The following is a 20,585-nucleotide window of genomic DNA, read 5'->3' on the forward strand; positions in this document are numbered from 1 at the left end:
CGGGCGCCCGGGTTCGGCCGTCGCTCAGAGGGTGCGCAGCAGGACCGTGGGCTGTTCCACGCAGTCCGCCACGTACCGCAGGAAGCCGCCTGCCGTGCCGCCGTCGCACACCCGGTGGTCGAAGGTGAGCGAGAGCTGCACGACCTGCCGCACCGCGAGCTCACCTTCGTGCACCCAGGGCTTGGGGACGATACGGCCGACGCCGAGCATGGCCGCCTCGGGATGGTTGATGATCGGTGTCGAGCCGTCGACGCCGAACACCCCGTAGTTGTTCAGCGTGAACGTCCCGCCGGTGAGGTCCGCGGGGGTGAGGGTCCCGGCGCGCGCGGCCTCGGTGAGCCGCGCGAACTCCGCGGTCAGCGACTCGGCGTCCCGCCCGTGCGCGTCGCGTACGACGGGGACGACGAGCCCCCGCTCGGTCTGCGCGGCGAACCCGAGGTGCACCTGGTCGAGCCGGACGATCTCCCGTGCCTCCGTGTCGACGGTGGCGTTGAGTTCCGGGAACCGGGCGAGCGCGGCGGTGCAGATGCGGGCCAGAAGCGCGAGCAGGGAGATCTTCGGGCCACCGGCCGCGTTCATCGCCGCCCGCGCGCGCATCAGCTCGGTCGCGTCGGCGTCCACCCAGCAGGTCGCGTCGGGGATCTCGCGGCGGCTCCGGGAGAGCTTGTCGGCCACGGCACCGCGCACGCCCTTGAGGGGGATACGGGTGCCGGCGAGGGCCTCGCGGCGCTCGGGGGCGGCCGTCTCGGCTGCCGGAGCGGTCACCGTGGTCTTCGGCGCCCCCTCGCGGGCCGCCGTCGCCCTCAGGGCGCCCTCCACGTCCGCCCGCAGGATCAGCCCGTCGGGTCCGGACCCCGCCAACCGCCGCAGATCCAGGCCGTTCTGGCGGGCCAGCCTGCGGACCAGCGGGGAGATGACCGGGACGGGGCCGTCGGGGCGCTCCGGGACGGTCGGACGCCGGGTGCGCAGTGAAGAGGCGGACACAGGGGACTGGGCGGCGGACACCGGGGGCTCGGCGGCGGGCTCAGCCGTCCGATGGCCTCCGGAGGCTTCACCGCCCGCGGGCCGTACGCCGGGCTGCGGTGGCCGTACCCTGCGGCGGCGCGCCGGAGCCGCCGACGTGCCGTATCCGACCAGCACGTTCCCGGACGACTCCGCCGCGGGCTCCGCCGGGGCGCCTACGGCAACCGTCAACAGCGGTGCTCCGACCGGCAGTTCGGCGCCCTCCTCGCCATAGCGGGCCGTGACCACACCGCCGTAGGGGCAGGGCACCTCGACCATCGCCTTGGCCGTCTCCACCTCGACGACCGGCTGGTCCACCGCGACGACGTCCCCGACCTGCACCAGCCAGCGGACGATCTCGGCCTCGGTCAGTCCCTCCCCGAGGTCCGGCAGCCTGAACTCCAGCACCTGGGCCATCAGCTCTCCGCCTCCCACTGCAGGCGACCCACGGCGTCCAGGATCCGGTCGACCCCCGGCAGGTGGTGCCGTTCCAGCATCGGCGGCGGATACGGGATGTCGAACCCGGCCACCCGCAGCACCGGCGCCTCCAGGTAGTGGAAGCAGCGCTCCGTCACGCGTGCGGCGATCTCCCCGCCGGGACCGCCGAACCCGTTCGACTCGTGCACCACCACGGCGCGGCCTGTACGGCGCACGGACGCGGTCACCGTCTCGTCGTCGAACGGCACCAGGGACCGCAGGTCCACGACTTCGAGGTCCCAGCCCTCGGCGCGCGCCGCCTCGGCGGCCTCCAGGCACACCGGCAACGACGGACCGTACGTGATCAGCGTGGCGCTCCGGCCCGGGCGCCGCACCACCGCGCGGCCTATCGGCTCGACGGCCTCGGGCTCCTCCGGGTTCCAGGCGTCCTTGGACCAGTACAGCCGCTTGGGTTCCAGGAAGACGACCGGGTCGTCGGAGGCGATCGCGGCCCGCAGCAGCCCGTAGGCGTCGGCGACGGTCGCGGGAGTGACGACGTGGAGGCCCGGAGTCGCCATGTAGTACGCCTCGGAGGAGTCGCTGTGGTGCTCCACACCGCCGATGCCTCCCCCGTAGGGGACGCGGACGGTGATCGGCAGCGGCATCGCGCCACGGGTGCGGTTGCGCATCCGCGCGACATGGCTGACCAGTTGTTCGAACGCGGGGTAGGCGAACGCGTCGAACTGCATCTCGACGACCGGCCTGAGGCCGTACATCGCCATACCCACGGCTGTGCCGAGGATGCCCGCCTCGGCGAGCGGGGTGTCCGTGCAGCGGTCGTCGCCGAACTCCTTGGCGAGCCCGTCGGTGACGCGGAAGACACCGCCGAGTGTGCCGACGTCCTCGCCCATGACGTGCACGGACGCATCGGCCGCCATGGCGTCGCGGAGCGCGCGCGTGAGGGCCTGGGCCATGGTGGCCGGCTTGAGGGCCACGGTCGTCATCACCGGACTCCTTCCGGCCCCGCGGCCTCCGCGTCCAGCTCCGCCTGCAACTGATCCCGCTGCTCAGTGAGTTGGGTGGTGGGCTCGGCGTACACGTGGGCGAAGAGGTCCCTCGGGTCCAGAGCCGGGTCCTGGTTCATGCGCTGGCGCAGGTCGGCGGCCATGGCCTCGGCGTCCTCGCGCGCGGCCCGCATCCCGTCCTCGTCGAGCAGTCCGCGGTCCGTCAACTCCCGCTCCAGCAGCACGATCGGGTCGTGGTCGCGCCAGGCCTCGACCTCGGCGTCGGCGCGGTAGCGGGTCGCGTCGTCGGCGTTCGTGTGCGCGTCGAGGCGGTACGTCACCGCCTCGACGAGCGTGGGGCCGCCGCCCGCGCGCGCGTGCGCCATGGCGTCGGCGAGCACCTCGTGCACCGCGGCGGCGTCGTTGCCGTCGACCAGGCGGCCCGGCATGCCGTAGCCGACGGCCTTGTGGGCGAGGGAAGGCGCCGCGGTCTGTTTGGCGAGCGGCACGGAGATCGCGAAGCCGTTGTTCTGGACGAGGAAGACGACCGGTGCCTGCCAGACCGCGGCGAAGTTCAGGGCCTCGTGGAAGTCGCCCTCGCTGGTGCCGCCGTCGCCGACCAGGGCGAGCGCCACCACGTCGTCCCCCTTCAGGCGCGCGGCGTGGGCGAGGCCCACGGCGTGCGGCAGCTGGGTGGCGAGCGGGGTGCACAGGGGGGCCACGCGGTGCTCGTACGGGTCGTAGCCGGTGTGCCAGTCGCCGCGCAGCAGGGTCAGTGCCTGGACGGGGTCGACGCCGCGGGCGACGGCGGCGAGCGTGTCGCGGTAGCTGGGAAAGAGCCAGTCGCGCTCCTCCAGGACGAGCGCGGCGGCGACCTGGCAGGCCTCCTGCCCGGTGCTGGAGGGATAGACGGCCAGGCGGCCCTGCTTGGTCAGCGCCGTCGCCTGCGTGTTGTACCGACGTCCGCGCACCAGCCCGGCGTACAGCCGGCGCAGCAGCTCCGGGTCTGCCTTGGCGGCGGCCTCGGTGCCGAGAACGCGGTACGGCCGCGCGTCGGGCAGCAGCGGTGCGGGATCGGTACGGGGCTGCCAGGCGGGCGGCGGGGTCGGCCGGTAGGCACCCCGCTGCTCCATGACCGTCATGACGGCACCTCCTCGTGGGAGCGGCTTCCGGCGCGCCACGGGAGTGATGCGCCTCACCTACCGATTGTTCGGTCGACAGCACATTTTGGCTACAGGCCCCTCCAGGCTGTGGACAAACGGTTCTCCACACCCTGAGATGGACGCAGTACGTCCATGGTAGAGAGGCGGGGGTACATGGCATCTGAACAAATGGCCGAGCCCGCGGAGCACAGTCCCGTTCCGCCGTCCCCGCGCCCACTCGACGCCATCGACCGGGACATCCTGCAACTGCTCCAGGCGGACGGCCGTGCCTCCATACGGGCGGTCGCCGAGCGCGTCCACGTCTCGCGCGCAAACGCCTACGCGCGGATCAACCGGCTCATCGAGGACGGGGTGATCCGCGGCTTCGGGGCCCGCGTGAACCATGAGCGCGCCGGTCACGGCACATCGGCCTACATCACCCTGAAGATCGTCCAGAACTCCTGGCGCACCGTCCACGAACAGCTGCGCAGGCTTCCCGGCGCCGCCCACATCGCTCTGGTGGGCGGCGATTTCGACGTACTGCTGCTGGTGCACACGCCGGACAACCGGGCGCTGCGCGAGCTGGTCCTCACCCGGCTCCAGGCGATCCCCGAAGTGCTCAGCACGCGCACGCTGCTGGTGTTCGAGGAAGAGGACGTGGAGCCGGAGGGCTAGGGCCTCTTTCACGGATCAGGTCGGCTGCCGGGCCCCCAGGGCCCGTTCAGGACTCCTTGCGGAGCCCGCCGAAGACCAACCGCACGACCGCGTCGGCCACTTCCCGCTCGCCCATGCCGCGTCCGTCGGGCCGGTACCACTCCACGATCGAGTTGATCATTCCGAAGACGAGCCGCGTGGCGAGCCGCACCTCCACGTCACCGCGCACGTCCCCGTCGGCGGCGGCCGCCTTCAGCAGCTCGGCGACCCGGTGGTCGAACTCGCGGCGCCGCTCCAGCGCCCACCGCTCGGTGCCGGTGTTGCCGCGCACCCGCAGCAGCAGCGTCACATAAGGCAGTTCGGCGGTGAGCACCTCGACCATGCGCCTGACGACGTACTCCAGCCGCTCCACCGGGCGCCCCTCGCACGCGTGCTGCTCGTCGAGGATCCCGAACAAACCGTCCAGGGCGCGGCTGACCGCGCGGCGCAGCAGCTCCTCCTTGCCGGCGACGTGATGGTAGATCGACGACTTGGAGATGCCCGCCGCCTTGGACAGGTGCTCCATGGAGGTGCCGTCGTAGCCGCGCTCGTTGAAGACCTGCACCGCGACGGAGAGCAGGCTCTCCGGGGTGTACGTGTCGCGCTTGGCGGTGGTCATGAGGTGCCCTCCCGCTTCTCGGAGGCGTACGCGTGGCGGTAGAGCGCGAGGGACGGGGCGTACCGTCCGCAGGGGTCGCGCAGGTGCAGGTCGTCCAGGACGTCGTAGGCCCAGCCGCGGCCGAGCCTGCGGCTCCACTCGAACGGGCCGAGGGGGTAGTTGACGCCGAGGCGCATCGCAGTGTCGATGTCCTCCTCGGTGGCCACGCCCTTGGCGACGGCGTCGTGCGCGAGGTCGATGATGCGGGCCACCGTGCGGGCGACGATCATGCCGGGCACGTCCCCGATGACGCTGACGTCTTTGCCGAGCGCCTGGAAGAGCCCGGTGGCCTCGGCCAAGGTCTGCGCGGAGGTGTCCTGCGAGGCGGACAGGGCGATGCGGGTCGCCCTGCGGTAGTCGAGCGCCAGGTCGAAGTAGACGACGTCGCGGAACTCGACGGAGGTCTGCCCGTCGGCGAGGACGAGCTGACCGCCGCTCGGCAGGACCAGACGGGTGCCGTGGTCCTCGTCCTCCTCACGGACCCCGACACCCGCCTCGCGGATCAGCTCGAGCAGCTCGGAGGCGGGGCCGAGGTCGCCCTCGACGACCACGTACGAGGGGGCCTGCGCCTTCTCCGCGGTGTGCGGCTCGGGCCGCTCGGCGCCGTCCCCGTAGTCGTACCAGCCGCGTCCGCTCTTGCGGCCGAGCCGGCCCGACTCGACCAGCCGCCGCTGGGCGAGCGAGGGCGTGAAGCGCACGTCCTGGAAGAAGGACTCCCACACCGAGCGGGTCACGGACTCGTTGACGTCCTGCCCGATCAGGTCGGTCAGCTCGAAGGCGCCCATCCTGAAGCCGCCCGACTCGCGCAGCACGGCGTCGATGGTGGCCGGGTCGGCGGCCTGCGCCTCGTACACCGCGAACGCCTCGGCGTAGAACGGCCGCGCGATGCGGTTGACGATGAAGCCGGGGGTGTCCGCGCAGGCGACGGGGGTCTTGCCCCAGGCGCGGGCCGTCTCGTACGCGCGCGTGGCCGACGTCACATCGGTGGCGAACCCGGAGACGACCTCGACCAGCGGCAGCAGCGGCGCCGGGTTGAAGAAGTGCAGTCCGACGAAGCGACCCGGGCTGCGCAGGGCACCGCCGATCGCCGTCACGGACAGGGAGGAGGTGTTGGTGGCGAGCAGGCAGTCCTCGCCGACGACGTCCTCCAGCTCACGGAACAGCTGCTGTTTCACCTCGAGGCGTTCCAGGACCGCCTCCACCACGAGCGCGCAGTCCGCGAGCTCGGCCAGGTCCCCGGCGGGCACCAGGCGGGCGCGCGCCGCGTCGCGTTCGGCGCCGGTGAGCCGGTCCTTCTCGACGAGCCGGTCGAGGCGCGCGCCGATCGCCGCGGCCGCCTCGCGGGCACGGCCGGGGACGGCGTCGTACAACCGCACCGGGTGGCCCGCGACCAGCGCGACCTGGGCTATGCCCTGGCCCATGGTGCCGGTGCCCACGACGGCCACGGGACTGCTGAGGTCGAGTGCTGTCATGTGCGCGATCCTCCCGCACGGGGTTGCCCACGGATGCGGCGGACCCCCTTGTCCACAGATACGGCGGACACTCTTGTCCCGACCGATCGTTCGGTTACTCTAACCCTGTCCGGCTGTTCCTGCCCAGGTCACGAGCTCAAGGGAGAGCTCTCAAGACGAGGAGTTGGTCCCGCATGGCCGCCGAACTCACCGCGCACCAACTGATCGCCCAGCACCGGCCCACCCTCGACCAGGCGCTGGAAGCGATCCGCACACGCGCGTACTGGTCCCCGCACCCCGAGCACCCCAAGGCCTACGGGGAGCACGGCAGCCAGGACGCGGCGGCGGGCAAGGCCGCCTTCGAGGCGCTCCTCGGCTCCCGCCTCGACCTCGGCCAGCCCGGCACGGACGACTTCACGGGCGGCGAGGTCTCCCCGTACGGCATCGAGCTGGGCATCACCTATCCGCACGCTGACACCGACGTACTGCTGCCCGCCATGCGCGCGGGTCAGAAGGCGTGGCGCGACGCGGGCGCGGAGATGCGCGCGATGGTGTGCCTGGAGATCCTCAAGCGCATCAGCGACCGGACGCACGAGTTCGCGCACGCGGTCATGCACACCAGCGGCCAGGCCTTCATGATGGCGTTCCAGGCGGGCGGCCCGCACGCACAGGACCGCGCCCTGGAAGCGGTGGCGTACGCGTACGTGGAGCAGGCCCGCACACCCGACACCGCCGAGTGGACCAAGCCACAGGGCAAGCGCGACCCGCTGGCGCTGACCAAGACCTTCAAGGCCGTGCCGCGCGGAATCGCGCTGGTCATCGGCTGCAACACCTTCCCGACGTGGAACGGCTACCCGGGCCTGTTCGCCTCCCTCGCCACCGGCAACGCGGTACTGGTCAAACCGCACCCGCGCGCGGTGCTGCCGCTCGCGCTCACGGTGCAGGTGGCCCGCCAGGTGCTCGCCGAGGCCGGCTTCGACCCGAACCTGGTTGCGCTGGCCGCCGAGAGGCCCGGGGAAGGCATCGCCAAGGCGCTTGCCGTCCACCCGGAGATCCGGATCATCGACTACACGGGCTCCACGGCGTTCGGCGACTGGCTGGAGGCCAACGCCCGCCAGGCCCAGGTCTACACGGAGAAGGCCGGCGTCAACTCGGTGATCGTGGAGTCGACCGACAACTACAAGGGGATGCTGTCCAACCTGGCGTTCTCCTTGTCGCTCTACAGCGGTCAGATGTGCACCACCCCGCAGAACCTTCTGATCCCCCGGGACGGCATCACCACCGACGACGGCCCGAAGTCGTACGACGAGGTGGTCGCCGACCTGGCGAAGGCGGTCGACGGCCTGCTGGGCGACGACGCGCGGGCGAACGCGCTGCTCGGCGCGATCGTCAACCCGGACGTCAAGGCGCGCCTGGAGGCGGCGGCCGGGCTGGGCGAGGTCGCCCTGGCCTCACGGGAGATCTCCAACCCGGAGTTTCCGAAGGCGGTCGTCCGCACCCCGGTCATCGTCAAGCTCGACGGCGCCAAGCCGGACGCCGAGGCCGCCTACATGAGCGAGTGCTTCGGCCCGGTCGCCTTCGCCGTCGCGGTGGACTCGGCGACGGACGCGGTGGAGCTGCTGCGGCGCACGATCAGGGACAAGGGCGCGATGACCGTAGGCGCGTACACCACCTCGGAGGAGGTCGAGCAGGCCGTCGAGGACGTCTGTCTGGAGGAGTCGGCCCAGCTCTCGCTCAACCTGACGGGCGGGGTGTACGTCAACCAGACGGCCGCCTTCTCCGACTTCCACGGCTCGGGCGGCAACCCGGCGGCCAACGCGACCCTGTGCGACGGGGCGTTCGTGGCGAACCGCTTCCGCGTGGTGGAGGTGCGCCGGGAGGCGTAGCACCGGCTCAGGCGGATGCGCCCCCGGTCGCGCTCCAGTGGTACAGCGTCATGGCGACGCTGGTCGCGAGGTTGTAGCTGGAGACCTGGGGGCGCATCGGCAAGGACACCAGGTGGTCGGTGCGGGCGCGCAGCTCGGCGGAGAGGCCGGTGCGCTCGGAGCCGAACGCGAGCACGGCGTCGTCGGGGAGTTTCAGCCCGCGGATGTCGTCGCCCTCCGGGTCCAGCGCGAAGACCGGGCCGGGCGGCAGCTCTGCCACGGTCAGCCGCTCCACGGCGGTCGCGAAGTGCAGCCCCGCCCCGCCGCGGACCACCGTGGGGTGCCAGGGGTCGAGCGTGCCGGTCGTGACGACCCCGGTCGCGCCGAAGCCGGCCGCGAGCCGGATCACGGCGCCCGCGTTGCCCAGGTTGCGGGGGTTGTCGAGGACGACCACGGGGGCGGTTCGGGGCGTGCGCCGGAGCATCTCCAGGTTGGACTCGCGCGAGGGGCGCTCGGCGAGGGCCGCGACCCCGGTGGGGTGCGGGCGCGGTACGAGGGTCTGGTACGCGGCCTCGGGGACCTGCGTCAGGAGCGCGTCCAGGGTGTCCCGTACGTCGGGGGCGAGTTCGTCGGCCAGGGCGAGCGCCGCACCCCGGTCGGTGGTGACGGCGACCGTCACCCGCGCGTGGAAGCGGACCGCGTGCTTGAGCGCGTGGAAACCGTCGAGCAGCACGCAGGAGGCGGCGAGCCTGCGCCAGGTGGTCAGCGGGTCGGTGGCGCCGCGGGACGGGTCGGTCATGCTGTGCAGCCTACGTGCGGCTCAGGCCGACGAACCTGCCTGCGCGGGCTCGGTCGGCTCCTCAGTGGGCGGCCGATGCGGACGCGGACGCGGCAGCGCCCGGGCGACACCGCCCGCGACCAGGCGCCCGCGCGCGCGTGAGACCCAGCCGCCCAGTCGGCGCAGGAAGCACGTCGGCAGGAACACGGCGTCGGCCGCGATCATCGCCAGGGAGAAGAACGGCAGCCCGAGAACCACGGCGATCACCGCGTGCTCGGTCATCATGCATGCCAGCAGGACGTTCTTCACGCGCCGGTTGAAGAGGGTGAACGGGAACGCGACCTGCGCGGCGACCGTCCCGTACGTCACCAGCAGCACCATCGTGCCGTGCGAGGACAGCAGGTCGGACAGGGCGGGCCAGGGCGAGAAGGACTCGAGGTGCAGCGGGTAGTAGACGGCGGTGCCGTCCTGCCAGCGTGAGCCCTGGATCTTGTACCAGCCGGCGGTCGAGTAGATCAGACACGCCTCGGCCATGATCACGAGCAGTGCGGCGTTGTGCACGAGGTTGGCGACGACGTCCAGCAGGATGCGCGGCTCGCCGTCCGGGGCGCGCCGGACGACGTACCACCACAGGCCCTGTACGGCCCACAGCCCCCAGTACACGGCAAGCCAGCCGGCGCCGAGCCGGCCCGCGCCCGTCACCAGGGCCAGCGCGAGGCCCAGCGCGCACCACAGCACGGGCCCCGCCCGGTCGGGCCGTGGCCGTTCCCCACGCGCCCGTGCCGCCCGGGCACGCCGTTCGCGTCGCTCGTCCAGCGACCACACCTGCCCGCAGCGCGTGAAGACCAGGTAGATCGCCATCAGATGGATGACGTTGTCGCCGCCGTCACCCATGAACACGCTGCGGTTCTGCAGCGACAGCACGCCCACCATGAACAGCACGGACATCGTGCGGGTGCGCCATCCCACGAGGAAGAGGGCGCTCGACAGCACGGCGAGGGCGTACACGGCCTCGAACCAGACCTGGCTGCCGGACCACATCAGGATCGTGAAGGCGTGGTTGTCCGCGATGAGCTGCCGGGCCAGGTCCCAGCTCCACGGGCCGTCGGGTCCGTACATCTCCTGGCGGTGGGGGAACTCCCGCAGCAGGAACAGCAGCCAGGTGGCCGCGAAGCCGATGCGCACGACCGCCGTCTGGTAAGGGCCGAGGGCGGCGTCGGCGACTCGGGCGATGCCGCGCGAGACGGACAGGGCGACACGGTTCATCAGGCGCTCGCCCCCGTCCGCTCGCCGTCCGGAAGCGACCACCACGGCAGCTGGCGGTACACGGGCGTACTGGACACCTGTTCGTCGCTCCACTTGGGCGGCGGCACGTTGGTGGTGCGGGAGCGGACCTGGACGCTCTCGAGGGTCTCGCCGCGGCCTGCCGCGTGCTCCCGGTCGAGACGCACCACGACCACGCGGCGCAGATAGTCCTCGGACAGGGCGCCGCGCAGGCCCGCCGTGCGGTTCTCACCGTCGTGCGAGGCGGCGTAGAAGTCCCAGGCGCGACGCAGTTCGTTCTGCTGGGTGTGGCTCGGCAGCAGATTGCCGTGGACGGCGGCGCCGTCGAGTGCCGACAGGTCGTACCAGCCGGTCGTCCGCTCTCCGCCGTTCCGGGTGCGCACCTCGGCGCGGACCTGGACGTCGATGTCCTGCTGCAGCGGGTCGGGGGCGAACAGCTTCCAGTTCTGTTCGAACTCCGGGTAGATCCAGTCGTCGATCGCCTTGCCGTGCTTCTTCGTAAGTGTGTTCGCGGGCGCGACGTGCAGGAACACCATGCCCAGGTGCACACAGGCGGCGACCGCGACGACCGCGAGCGCCAGCGCGGCGGCGACCTGGTAGCGGAGCGAGAGGGCGGCTATGCCGGTGCGAGGCGTGGGGGCCGGGGAGGCGGCTTCCGGGGAGGGGGATTTCTGAGAGGGGGATTCCGGAAAGGCGGCGGGTCCGGCGGGAGGAGCGCCCCCGGCGTCCCTCTGTTCCTCCGGCTCCTCGGTGACGTCCGTCATAGCGTCCTCGGGCAGGGCGGACACCGGGTCGGCGCAATCGCCCGGCCGATGCCGCCGGGCGTCCGGTCCCTGGTCGTACGCGTCCATTCCGCCCCGTCTCCCGAGCTCTCCTGCCGTGGTGCCGTTTTCCGTGCCGCCGACCGGACCACCACCTGCCTTCTCCGCGGCGGGCCGCCCGTCTCGCCTCACCCGTTCGCAGCACGCCGGGCATGCGCACCCGGAACGGTACTCAGCCCCGCCCGCCCCGCACAGCCCGATCGGCACAGCGGCCGGAGGGTCGCCGCGGGTCGTCCACAGCGGTTGACACCCTACGGGCCCCCGCCTCACCATTGAATCGACCGAACCGAACGATCGGTCGGGAGCAGGCGAGTGGTCAGGGGGACCGCATGGCGACAGCAGCAGCGCACCGGCCGGCCCGCGCGGACGGCACAGCGGCGGACGCGACGGCGTACGAGGCCGTGTTCGACGCCGCCGTGGCCGCCGACGAGCGCATCGAGCCCCGCGACTGGATGCCCGACGCCTACCGCGCCACCCTCGTCCGGCAGATCGCCCAGCACGCGCACTCCGAGATCATCGGCATGCAGCCGGAGGCCAACTGGATCACGCGCGCTCCGTCGCTGCGCCGCAAGGCGATCCTGATGGCCAAGGTCCAGGACGAGGCGGGCCACGGACTGTATCTGTACGGCGCGGCGGAAACCCTCGGCACCAGCCGCGACGAACTGCTGGACAAGCTGCACACCGGCCGCCAGAAGTACTCATCGATCTTCAACTACCCGACGCTGACCTGGGCGGACGTCGGCGCCATCGGCTGGCTGGTGGACGGCGCCGCGATCACCAACCAGGTGCCCCTGTGCCGCTGCTCCTACGGGCCGTACGCGCGCGCGATGGTCCGCATCTGCAAGGAGGAGTCCTTCCACCAGCGCCAGGGCTACGAACTGCTGCTGACCCTGAGCCGAGGCACACCGGAGCAGCACGCGATGGCGCAGGACGCGGTGAACCGCTGGTGGTGGCCGTCCCTGATGATGTTCGGCCCACCCGACGACGAGTCCGCCCACTCCGCGCAGTCGATGACCTGGAAGATCAAGCGGCACTCGAACGACGAGCTGCGCCAGCGCTTCGTGGACATCTGCGTCCCCCAGGCGGAGTCCCTGGGCCTGACCCTCCCCGACCCGGACCTGAAGTGGAACGAGGAGCGGGGGCACCACGACTTCGGCCCCATCGACTGGACGGAGTTCTGGGAGGTCCTCAAGGGCAACGGCCCCTGCAACGAGCAGCGGCTGACCCAGCGCAGGCAGGCCCACGAGGAAGGCGCCTGGGTACGGGAGGCAGCCGCGGCATACGCGGCGAAGCACAACGGCGGGACGGGAGCGCAGCACGCATGACGAACACCGACTGGCCTCTGTGGGAGGTCTTCGTGCGCTCACGCCGCGGGCTTTCGCACACCCACGCCGGCAGCCTGCACGCCCCGGACGCCGAGCTGGCCCTGCGCAACGCACGCGACCTGTACACCCGGCGCGGCGAGGGCGTCTCGATCTGGGTGGTGCCCTCCGCCTCGATCACCGCGTCCTCGCCGGACGAGAAGGACCCGTTCTTCGAGCCGGCCGCCGACAAGCCGTACCGGCACCCCACGTTCTACGAGATCCCGGAAGGAGTGAAGCACCTGTGACCGTCACCGTGCACACCGCGGCCGCCCTGGCACTCGGCGACGACGCCCTGGTGCTCTCGCACCGCCTGGGGGAGTGGGCGGGCCACGCGCCGGTACTGGAGGAGGAGGTCGCCCTCACCAACATCGCCCTCGACCTGCTGGGCCAGGCCCGGGTGCTGCTGTCCATGGTGGGCGACGAGGACGAGCTGGCGTACCTGCGCGAGGAGCGCGCCTTCCGCAATCTCCAACTGGTGGAACAGCCGAACGGCGACTTCGCGCACACCATCGCCCGCCAGCTGTACTTCTCGACCTACCAGCGGCTCCTGTACAGCGAACTCGCCGCCGGGGACAGCGAGTTCGCCGGGCTCGCGGCCAAGGCGGTCAAGGAGGTCGCCTACCACCAGGACCACGCCGAGCAGTGGACGCTGCGGCTCGGCGACGGCACCGACATGAGCCATGAGCGGATGCGTCGCGCGTGCGAGGCACTGTGGCGGTACACGGGAGAGATGTTCCAGCCGGTGGAGGGCGTGGACGTCGACTGGACCGGCATCGAGCAGGCCTGGCTGGACTCGGTCGGCGGCATCCTGCGCCGGGCCACCCTCGAGGTCCCGCAGGGGCCGCGTTCCGGGGCGTGGACCGCGAGCGCGGGGCGGCAGGGCCTGCACACCGAACCGTTCGGACGGATGCTCGCCGAGATGCAGCATCTGCACCGCAGTCACCCGGGGGCGTCATGGTGACGGCCACGGCCCTCGAGGAGGAACTGCGCCGGCTCGCCGGCTCCGTCCCCGACCCGGAGCTGCCCGTGCTCACCCTGGAGGAACTGGGCGTCCTGCGGTCCGTCCATCTGCGCGGCACGGCCGCGGTCGAGGTCGAGCTGACCCCGACCTACACGGGATGCCCCGCGCTCGAAGCGATGTCCGTGGACATAGAGCGGGTGCTGCGCGAGCACGGCGTACGGGAGGTCGTCGTGCGCACCGTCCTCAGCCCCGCCTGGTCGACGGACGACATCTCCGAAGAGGGTCGCCGCAAGCTGCAGGAGTTCGGAATAGCGCCCCCTCGCGTCCGCGGACCGCACACGTCGGGTCCGGTGCCCGTGGAGCTGGGCCCGACCCGTACAGTCACCGACTTTACCGAGCCGGACGCCCCCGTCCGCTGCCCGTTCTGCGGATCCGCCGAGACCGAACTGCTCAGCCGTTTCTCGTCCACCGCGTGCAAGGCGCTGCGCCGCTGCCTCGCCTGCCGTGAGCCCTTCGACCACTTCAAGGAGTTGTGATGGCCCGGTTCCACCCGCTCCCGGTGGCCTCGGTGGAGCGGCTCACCGACGACTCCGTGGCCCTGACCCTCTCCGTGCCACCCGCACTGCGCGAGGAGTACCGGCACACGCCCGGCCAGCACCTCGCGCTGCGCCGCACCGCCGACGGCAGGGAGATACGACGTACGTACTCGATCTGCTCCCCCGCTCCGGCACCGGACGAAGAGGGCCCGCACACGCTGCGGGTCGGGGTGCGGCTGGTGGAGGGCGGAGCCTTCTCCACCTACGCGCTCAAGGAGATCGCCGAGGGGGACGAGCTGGAGGTGATGACACCGGCGGGACGGTTCACGCTCGAGCCGGCACCCGGGCTGTACGCGGCGGTGGTGGGCGGCAGCGGCATCACCCCCGTGCTGTCGATCGTGACGACACTCCTGGAGCGGGAACCCGGCGCGCGGTTCTGCCTCATACGCAGCGACCGCACGACGGCCTCGACGATGTTCCTGGAGGAGGTCGCCGACCTCAAGGACCGCTATCCCGACCGATTCCAGCTGGTCACGGTGCTCTCCCGGGAGGAACAGCAGGCGGGACTGCCCTCCGGACGGCTCGACCGGGAGCGGCTGGACCGGCTGCTGCCGGCGCTGCTGCCGGTGGAGGAGGTCGCCGGCTGGTTCCTGTGCGGACCGTTCGGCCTGGTGCAGTCGGCGGAGCGGGCGCTGCGCGGGCTGGGAGTGCCGCGGACACGGATCCACGAGGAGATCTTCCATGTGGACGAAGGAGCCGTGACCACGCCGTCCGCTCCCGCCCCCGCGCACAGCAGGGTGACCGCGCGGCTCGACGGACGCGGCGGCACCTGGCCGGTCCACGACGGCGAGTCGCTGCTGGAGGCGGTGCTGCGCAACCGACCCGACGCGCCCTACGCCTGCAAGGGTGGGGTGTGCGGGACCTGCCGGGCCTTCCTGGTCTCGGGCGAGGTACGGATGGACCGCAACTTCGCGCTCGAGCCGGAGGAGACGGAGGCCGGATATGTGCTGGCGTGCCAGTCGCATCCGGTCACGGAGACGGTGGAGCTGGACTTCGACCGGTGAGCGTTCCCCGCGGAGCCGCTCGCCAGGCTTTCCGAGGGAGGGCCTGTCCGCGGGCCGTTCCCTTCTACTAGAACCTGTTCTATCTTGACGCTCCGTCAGATCAGCGGACCGCCAGGAGGACAGGCCGTGGACTTCACCTTCAGCGAAGAGCAGCAGGCGGCAGTCGAGGCGGCGAGGGCCGTGTTCACCGGAATCGCGCCGGACGGGGTGCCCAGCCCCGCACTGACCACCGGCGCCGTCGCCGACGACTTCGACCGGGCGCTGTGGGCGCGACTCGCCGACGCGGACCTGCTCAGCCTGCTGCTGGACGGGGAGTACGGCGGCGCGGGTCTCGACGCGATCGCCCTCTGCCTGGTGCTACGGGAGTCGGCCAAGGTGCTCGCACGGGTACCGCTGCTGGAGAACACAACGGCGGCTGTCGCCATACAGGCGTACGGCAGCGCTGAGTTGAAGGAGGAACTGCTCGCACGAACCGGCCGGGGAGAGACCGTCCTCACGGTCGCCGCACACGGCCGGACCGGGCACGACCCCGCCGAACTCGCGGTGGTGGCGCGGCAGGAGGGCGACACCTGGGTGCTGGAGGGGACACAGACGACGGTGCCGTGGGCGTACAACACCGACGCCGTCCTCGTACCGGCCCGCACCGGCGACTCCGGCCGCACCGTACTCGCCCTCGTGCCGCGCTCGCACGAGGGCGCCGTTCTGGCCGAGCAGCTCTCCACGACCGGGGAGCGGCTCGCCGAGCTGCGGCTGGAGTCGGCACGGATCGCCGAGCGGTATGTGCTCGACACCGAGGGGGCCTGGGAGTCGGTGCGCCTGCTGCTCACCACCGGGACGTGCGCGCTGGCGCTCGGCCTCGCCGAGGCCGCGCTGAGGATGACGAGCGAGTACGCCGGCAAACGGGAACAGTTCGGCCACCCCATCGCCACGTTCCAGGCGGTCGCGGTGCAGGCCGCAGACCGGTACATGGACCTGCGCGCCATGGAGGCCACACTCTGGCAGGCCGCGTGGCGCATCACGTCCGGCACGGCGCGAGCGCTGCCGGCGGCCGGGGACGTGGCGGTGGCGAAGATCTGGGCTTCGGAGGGCGTACGGCGAGTGGTGCAGACGGCGCAGCACCTGCACGGCGGCTTCGGCGCCGACACCGACTACTCCCTGCACCGGTACCACGCCTGGGCCAAGCACCTGGAACTGTCACTCGGCCCGGCGGCAGCACACGAGGAGAGCCTGGGCGACCTGCTGGCGGTACACCCGCTGGGCTGACCGGGATGACCCCGCGCCCAAAATCCCCGGCCGGACCACAGCCCACGCCCCAGCCCGGGGTGCGGCACGACCTGCCGGGGCCGGACTACAGCACGATGCCGGGCTCACCCTCGGCGTTCACGACCGGCCGCCCCTCGGCGGCCCACACCTGCATGCCACCGTCGACGTTCACCGCGTCGATGCCCTGCTGGACCAGGTACATCGCCACCTGAGCCGAACGGCCCCCGGAACGGCAGATCACATGCACCCGGCCGTCCTGCGGCGCCGCCTCGGTGAACTCTCCGTAGCGTGCGACGAACTCGCTGAGGGGGATGTGCAGCGCCCCCTCAGCGTGACCCGCCCGCCATTCGTCGTCCTCGCGGACGTCCAGCAGGAAGTCGTCGTCCTTGAGGTCCGCGACCTCGACCGTGGGCACACCAGCTCCGAAATGCATACCCCGACGCTACCCGACGCCGACGCGGACGTGCCCGCCATCGTCGACCGCAGCGGTGGGCTCAGCCGCGCAGCGCCTCCAGCTCGGCTTCCTTCTGCGCGACCTGGGCCAGCAGCTGCTCCGCGATCTCCTCGAGCAGACGGTCCGGGTCGTCGGGGGCCAGCCGCAGCATCGAACCGATCGCACCCTCCTCCAGCTCCCGGGCCACCAGCGTGAGCAGTTCCTTGCGCCGGGAGAGCCACTCGAGACGGGCGTAGAGCTCCTCGCTGTGACTCGGCCGACGCTCCTCGGGGACGGGGCCTGCGGCCCACTCCTCGGACAGCTCCCGCAGCACGGCCTCGTCGCCGCGGGCGTAGGCGGCGTTGACCCGGGCGATGAAGTCGTCCCGCCGTTTGCGCTCGTCCTCGTCCTGGGCGAGGTCGGGGTGGGCCTTGCGGGCCAGCTCGCGGTACAGCTTGCGGGCCTCCTCGCTGGGCCGCACGCGCTGCGGAGGCCGCACGGGCTGGTCCGTCAGCATGGCCTGCGCCTCCGGGAACAGCCCGCCGGCGTCCATCCAGCCGTGGAACAGCTCCTCCACGCCCGGCATCGGCAGGACCCGGGCACGTGCCTCATGGGCCCGGCGTATGTCCTCCGGGTCCTGGGTGCGGGCGGCCCGCGCCTCGGCGATCTCCGCGTCCAGCTCCTCCAGGCGCGCGTACACGGGGCCGAGCTTCTGGTGGTGCAGCCGGGAGAAGTTCTCGACCTCCACACGGAAGGTCTCCAGGGCGATCTCGTACTCGATCAACGCCTGCTCGGCGGCCCGCACGGCCCGCTCCAGCCGCTCCTCGGGCCGCGCCCCGGCACCCCCGGTCCCGCCCGAACCGGTGCCCTCGGCAACCGGCTCCTCGGCCCCGGACACGGTCTGGCTCTGCTCGGCATCGGGCGTCGTCACCGCACCAGCGTAAGACACGGTGGCGGGGGGTCTGCCGTGGTCCGGTGAGGTCGGGATCCCCGGCAGATCGACACCCTTGGGGGGCCTCCCCTCCCCCCGCCCCCTCCCTCCCCCTCCTCCCCCTGCCCCTCAGACCCCCGTCTCCCCCGCGATCCGCCCACTCCGCACCGCCGCCACCAACTCCGCGTGATCCGCCTCCGTGCGGTCCGCGTACGCCACGGCGAACGCCGCTGTCGCCTCGTCCAGTTCCTCGTTCTTGCCGCAGTAGCCCGAGATGAGGCGCGGGTCGGCGCTGTGGCTGTGGGCGCGGGCCAGCAGCGCCCCGGTCATGCGGGCGTAGTCGTCTATCTGGTCGGCGGCCAGGGCCGCCGGGTCGACGCTGCCCTTGCGGTTGCGGAACTGCCGTACCTGGTAGGGGCGTCCGTCGACCGTCGTCCAGCCCAGCAGGATGTCGCTGACGACCTGCATGCGCTTCTGTCCCTGGACGACCCGGCGGCCCTCGTGCTCCACCTCCGGGACCGGGTGCCCGGACGTGGCCAGATGGGGCAGCAGGGCCGACGGGCGGGCCTCCTTGACCTGGAGGATCAGCGGTTCGCCTCGGTGGTCGAGAAGCAGCACCACATAGGAGCGGGTGCCCACGCTTCCCGTGCCGACGACGCGGAACGCCACGTCGTGCACCGCGTACCGGGCGAGGAGAGGGAGCCGGTCCTCGGGCAGCGTCGTCAGATACTCCTCCAGCGCCGCCGCCACCGACTCGGCCTCCGCGTCCGGTATGCGGCGCAGCACCGGCGGCGCGTCCACGAAGCGTCGGCCGCCGCCCTCGACCGGCTCGGTCGCCTTCGCCGCGAACCGCCCGCTCGTGTTGGCCCGCGCCTTCTCCGAGACCCGTTCCAGCGTGCCGAGCAGATCGTGGGCGTCCGTGTGGGAGACGAGCTCCTCGTCCGCGATCGCGTTCCAGGCGTCCAGGACCGGGAGCCTGGCCAGCAGGCGCATGGTGCGCCGGTAGGCGCCGACCGCGTCGTGCGCCGCCTGACGGCACCGGTCCTCGTCGGCCCCGGCCTCACGGCCGGCGAGCACCAGCGAGGCGGCGAGCCGCTTGAGGTCCCACTCCCAGGGGCCGTGCACCGTCTCGTCGAAGTCGTTCAGGTCGATGACGAGGCCGCCACGGGCGTCCCCGTACAGGCCGAAGTTCGCAGCGTGGGCGTCGCCGCAGATCTGGGCGCGGATGCCGGTCATCGGAGTGCGTGCGAGGTCGTAGGCCATGAGGCCCGCCGAGCCGCGCAGGAACGCGAACGGTGTGGCCGCCATCCTGCCGACGCGTATAGGCGTCAAATCGGGGAGGCGGCCGCGGTTGGACTCCTCGACGGCGGTCACCGCGTCCGGGCGGTCGAGGTCCAGCACCAGTTCGGCGTGGGCCCGGCGCGGCACCCGTGCGCGCAGTGCCTTGCCCTCCTCCTTCGGTGAGCCCTCGACCGGCCACCGCGCGAAGCCGCGCACCGCGGAAATCCGGGCCTCCTGCCGCGGCTTCGCCGTCCCCACCCCAGCCTCGAACTCGGTCACGCCGATCGCCTCCCCCGCTGTCCATGCAGCCGTGTGAACATCAACTGCGGACGACCGTACAGGTCGGCGGTCGAGGCGCGTCAGAGCCTGTGGACAACTCGGAGGCTGTGGAAAACCTCCGGCGTCGGCGTCCGCCCGCCGCGCGGTGGCAGACCCGTTGGGGCCGCCCTAGAGTGAAAATCCGCCCGTGCCCTGGGAAAGGGGTGTGGCCCGTGACCCAGTCCTCCGCGGAGCCGGTTCCCCAGTCGGTGCTGTCCCCGTTGACGAACGCCGCGATCTTCCTGGTGGTGACCGTGGACCCGGGAAGCGAACCGGTCGTCCGCGGGTTGCTGTCCGACCTGAACGGGCTGCAGCGGGCCGTCGGCTTCCGTGCCACTCCCAGCGGAAGGCTCAGCTGTGTCACGGGCATCGGATCCGACGTGTGGGACCGTCTGTTCTGCGGGCCGCGTCCCGCGGAGCTGCATCCCTTCCGTGAGCTGACAGGCTCCGTGCACCGCGCGGTGTCCACGCCCGGGGACCTGCTCTTCCACATCCGTGCCGCCCGCATCGACCTGTGCTTCGCGCTGGCGGGCGAGATCATGGAACGTCTGCACGGTGCCGTGACGGTGTGCGACGAGGTGCACGGGTTCAAGTACTTCGACGTGCGGGACCTGCTCGGCTTCGTCGACGGGACGGAGAACCCGGTCGGCCCGGCGGCGAGCCAGGCGGTGCTGGTCGGCGACGAGGACCCCCGTTTCGCGGGCGGAAGCTATGTGATGGTGCAGAAGTACCTCCACGATCTGCGGGCCTGGAACGCCCTTCCGGTGGAGGCCCAGGAGAAGGTGATCGGGCGTCGGAAGCTGTCCGACATCGAACTCGACGACGAGGTCAAGCCGGCCGACTCGCATGTCGCCCTGACCACGATCGTCGACCGAGACGGTGCGAAGCACGAGATCCTGCGCGACAACATGCCCTTCGGCACCGTCGGCAGGGGCGAGTTCGGCACGTACTTCATCGGGTACGCCCGAACGCCGACGGTGCTGGAGACCATGTTGGAGCGCATGTTCCTGGGCGCACCGCCGGCGTCCCACGACCGGATCCTGGACTTCTCCACACCCGTCACCGGATCGCTGTTCCATGTGCCCACCAGCGACTTCCTGGAGAACCTGCCCGACCCTCCGGACCCGCCCGGTCCGGCACCACGGACATGAGAGGCCGCCGCTCCGGTCACAGCGTGAAATACCTCACGCCGCCAAGCCCTGGCGCGTCAAGCGCCGACGTGCAATGCCTCACATGCGGTCCGTACAACGACGAACCGCATACAACGACGAACGGGCCTCGCCAGGACTTCCGTCCTTGGCAGAGACCCGTTCGTCGGT

20 protein-coding genes are annotated in these 20,585 nt (G+C 71.8%); 9 read left to right on the top strand and 11 right to left on the bottom strand.

Annotated elements, in window-relative coordinates; genetic code table 11:
- Positions 1–24: 24 nt before the first annotated feature.
- The 3 genes from ACFYZE_RS05325 to pdhA are packed head-to-tail and all read right to left on the bottom strand — an operon-like array spanning position 25 to position 3,565.
- Entirely contained in the window at positions 25–1,419 is a 1,395-nt protein-coding gene (locus tag ACFYZE_RS05325; protein WP_388988873.1) for a dihydrolipoamide acetyltransferase family protein, read from the bottom strand.
- Positions 1,419–2,423: an alpha-ketoacid dehydrogenase subunit beta gene (locus tag ACFYZE_RS05330; RefSeq protein WP_388988876.1), complete on the bottom strand. Its 1,005-nt coding sequence runs from the start codon at positions 2,421–2,423 to the stop codon at positions 1,419–1,421. The genes ACFYZE_RS05325 and ACFYZE_RS05330 overlap by 1 nt, the downstream gene beginning before the upstream one ends.
- Positions 2,423–3,565, bottom strand: coding sequence for a pyruvate dehydrogenase (acetyl-transferring) E1 component subunit alpha (gene pdhA, locus ACFYZE_RS05335; protein WP_388988879.1), 1,143 nt, complete (start codon positions 3,563–3,565; stop codon positions 2,423–2,425). Before pdhA ends, ACFYZE_RS05330 begins: the two co-directional genes overlap by 1 nt.
- Before the next feature lie 189 nt (positions 3,566–3,754).
- On the opposite strand from pdhA, the gene ACFYZE_RS05340 reads away from it, so the two are divergent.
- Positions 3,755–4,240: an Lrp/AsnC family transcriptional regulator gene (locus ACFYZE_RS05340; protein ID WP_263234840.1), complete on the top strand. Its 486-nt coding sequence runs from the start codon at positions 3,755–3,757 to the stop codon at positions 4,238–4,240.
- A gap of 46 nt (positions 4,241–4,286) precedes the next feature.
- On the opposite strand, the gene ACFYZE_RS05345 is transcribed toward ACFYZE_RS05340, so the two are convergent.
- Positions 4,287–4,877, bottom strand: coding sequence for a TetR/AcrR family transcriptional regulator (locus ACFYZE_RS05345; RefSeq protein ID WP_388988882.1), 591 nt, complete (start codon positions 4,875–4,877; stop codon positions 4,287–4,289).
- A complete protein-coding gene (locus ACFYZE_RS05350; RefSeq protein ID WP_388988885.1) occupies positions 4,874–6,388 on the bottom strand; it encodes a 3-hydroxyacyl-CoA dehydrogenase in 1,515 nt (504 codons plus the stop codon). Before ACFYZE_RS05350 ends, ACFYZE_RS05345 begins: the two co-directional genes overlap by 4 nt.
- Positions 6,389–6,561: 173 nt before the next feature.
- On the opposite strand from ACFYZE_RS05350, the gene paaN reads away from it, so the two are divergent.
- Entirely contained in the window at positions 6,562–8,253 is a 1,692-nt protein-coding gene (gene paaN, locus ACFYZE_RS05355) for a phenylacetic acid degradation protein PaaN (protein ID WP_388988888.1), read from the top strand.
- Positions 8,254–8,260: 7 nt separating this feature from the next.
- Here the strand turns inward: paaN and ACFYZE_RS05360 are convergent, their stop codons facing one another.
- Genes ACFYZE_RS05360 through ACFYZE_RS05370 form a run of 3 tightly spaced genes read right to left on the bottom strand, consistent with a single transcriptional unit; the run spans position 8,261 to position 11,145 of the window.
- On the bottom strand, positions 8,261–9,031 hold the full coding sequence (locus ACFYZE_RS05360; protein WP_388988891.1) for a TrmH family RNA methyltransferase: 771 nt from the start codon (positions 9,029–9,031) through the stop codon (positions 8,261–8,263).
- Positions 9,032–9,052: 21 nt separating this feature from the next.
- On the bottom strand, positions 9,053–10,276 hold the full coding sequence (locus tag ACFYZE_RS05365; protein WP_388988894.1) for an HTTM domain-containing protein: 1,224 nt from the start codon (positions 10,274–10,276) through the stop codon (positions 9,053–9,055).
- Positions 10,276–11,145: a DUF5819 family protein gene (locus tag ACFYZE_RS05370; RefSeq protein ID WP_388988897.1), complete on the bottom strand. Its 870-nt coding sequence runs from the start codon at positions 11,143–11,145 to the stop codon at positions 10,276–10,278. The genes ACFYZE_RS05365 and ACFYZE_RS05370 overlap by 1 nt, the downstream gene beginning before the upstream one ends.
- 299 nt (positions 11,146–11,444) lie before the next feature.
- Between ACFYZE_RS05370 and paaA the strand changes: the two genes are divergently transcribed.
- The 6 genes from paaA (at position 11,445) to ACFYZE_RS05400 (ending at position 16,303) form a co-directional block, all read left to right on the top strand.
- A complete protein-coding gene (gene paaA / locus ACFYZE_RS05375) occupies positions 11,445–12,440 on the top strand; it encodes a 1,2-phenylacetyl-CoA epoxidase subunit PaaA (protein WP_388988900.1) in 996 nt (331 codons plus the stop codon).
- Positions 12,437–12,724, top strand: a complete 288-nt coding sequence (gene paaB, locus ACFYZE_RS05380; RefSeq protein ID WP_388988903.1) for a 1,2-phenylacetyl-CoA epoxidase subunit PaaB — start codon at positions 12,437–12,439, stop codon at positions 12,722–12,724. Before paaA ends, paaB begins: the two co-directional genes overlap by 4 nt.
- Positions 12,721–13,440 carry a 1,2-phenylacetyl-CoA epoxidase subunit PaaC gene (gene paaC, locus ACFYZE_RS05385; RefSeq protein ID WP_388988906.1) on the top strand — a complete coding sequence of 240 codons (720 nt, stop codon included), beginning with the start codon at positions 12,721–12,723 and terminating at the stop codon, positions 13,438–13,440. Before paaB ends, paaC begins: the two co-directional genes overlap by 4 nt.
- Positions 13,434–13,976 (top strand): 1,2-phenylacetyl-CoA epoxidase subunit PaaD, encoded by a 543-nt coding sequence (gene paaD / locus ACFYZE_RS05390; protein ID WP_388988909.1) that lies wholly within the window; start codon positions 13,434–13,436, stop codon positions 13,974–13,976. Before paaC ends, paaD begins: the two co-directional genes overlap by 7 nt.
- Positions 13,976–15,040: a 2Fe-2S iron-sulfur cluster-binding protein gene (locus tag ACFYZE_RS05395; RefSeq protein WP_388988912.1), complete on the top strand. Its 1,065-nt coding sequence runs from the start codon at positions 13,976–13,978 to the stop codon at positions 15,038–15,040. Before paaD ends, ACFYZE_RS05395 begins: the two co-directional genes overlap by 1 nt.
- 126 nt (positions 15,041–15,166) lie before the next feature.
- Entirely contained in the window at positions 15,167–16,303 is a 1,137-nt protein-coding gene (locus ACFYZE_RS05400; RefSeq protein ID WP_388988914.1) for an acyl-CoA dehydrogenase family protein, read from the top strand.
- A gap of 85 nt (positions 16,304–16,388) precedes the next feature.
- Here the strand turns inward: ACFYZE_RS05400 and ACFYZE_RS05405 are convergent, their stop codons facing one another.
- From ACFYZE_RS05405 to ACFYZE_RS05415, 3 genes are all read right to left on the bottom strand, one after another.
- Positions 16,389–16,718: a rhodanese-like domain-containing protein gene (locus tag ACFYZE_RS05405; RefSeq protein ID WP_388989533.1), complete on the bottom strand. Its 330-nt coding sequence runs from the start codon at positions 16,716–16,718 to the stop codon at positions 16,389–16,391.
- 79 nt (positions 16,719–16,797) lie between these two features.
- Entirely contained in the window at positions 16,798–17,667 is an 870-nt protein-coding gene (locus tag ACFYZE_RS05410) for a hypothetical protein (RefSeq protein ID WP_388988917.1), read from the bottom strand.
- A 129-nt stretch (positions 17,668–17,796) separates the two neighbouring features.
- Positions 17,797–19,227 (bottom strand): DUF2252 domain-containing protein, encoded by a 1,431-nt coding sequence (locus tag ACFYZE_RS05415; protein WP_388988920.1) that lies wholly within the window; start codon positions 19,225–19,227, stop codon positions 17,797–17,799.
- Between the two features lie 212 nt (positions 19,228–19,439).
- Here ACFYZE_RS05415 and ACFYZE_RS05420 point away from each other — a divergent pair, with 212 nt between their 5' ends.
- The gene (locus ACFYZE_RS05420) at positions 19,440–20,417 is read left to right on the top strand and encodes a Dyp-type peroxidase (protein WP_388988922.1); all 978 of its coding nucleotides are present in this window, start codon (positions 19,440–19,442) and stop codon (positions 20,415–20,417) included.
- Positions 20,418–20,585 lie beyond the last annotated feature (168 nt).

It is taken from the genome of Streptomyces sp. NPDC001796 (genome assembly GCF_042892355.1).
Taxonomy (GTDB): Bacteria; Actinomycetota; Actinomycetes; order Streptomycetales; family Streptomycetaceae; genus Streptomyces.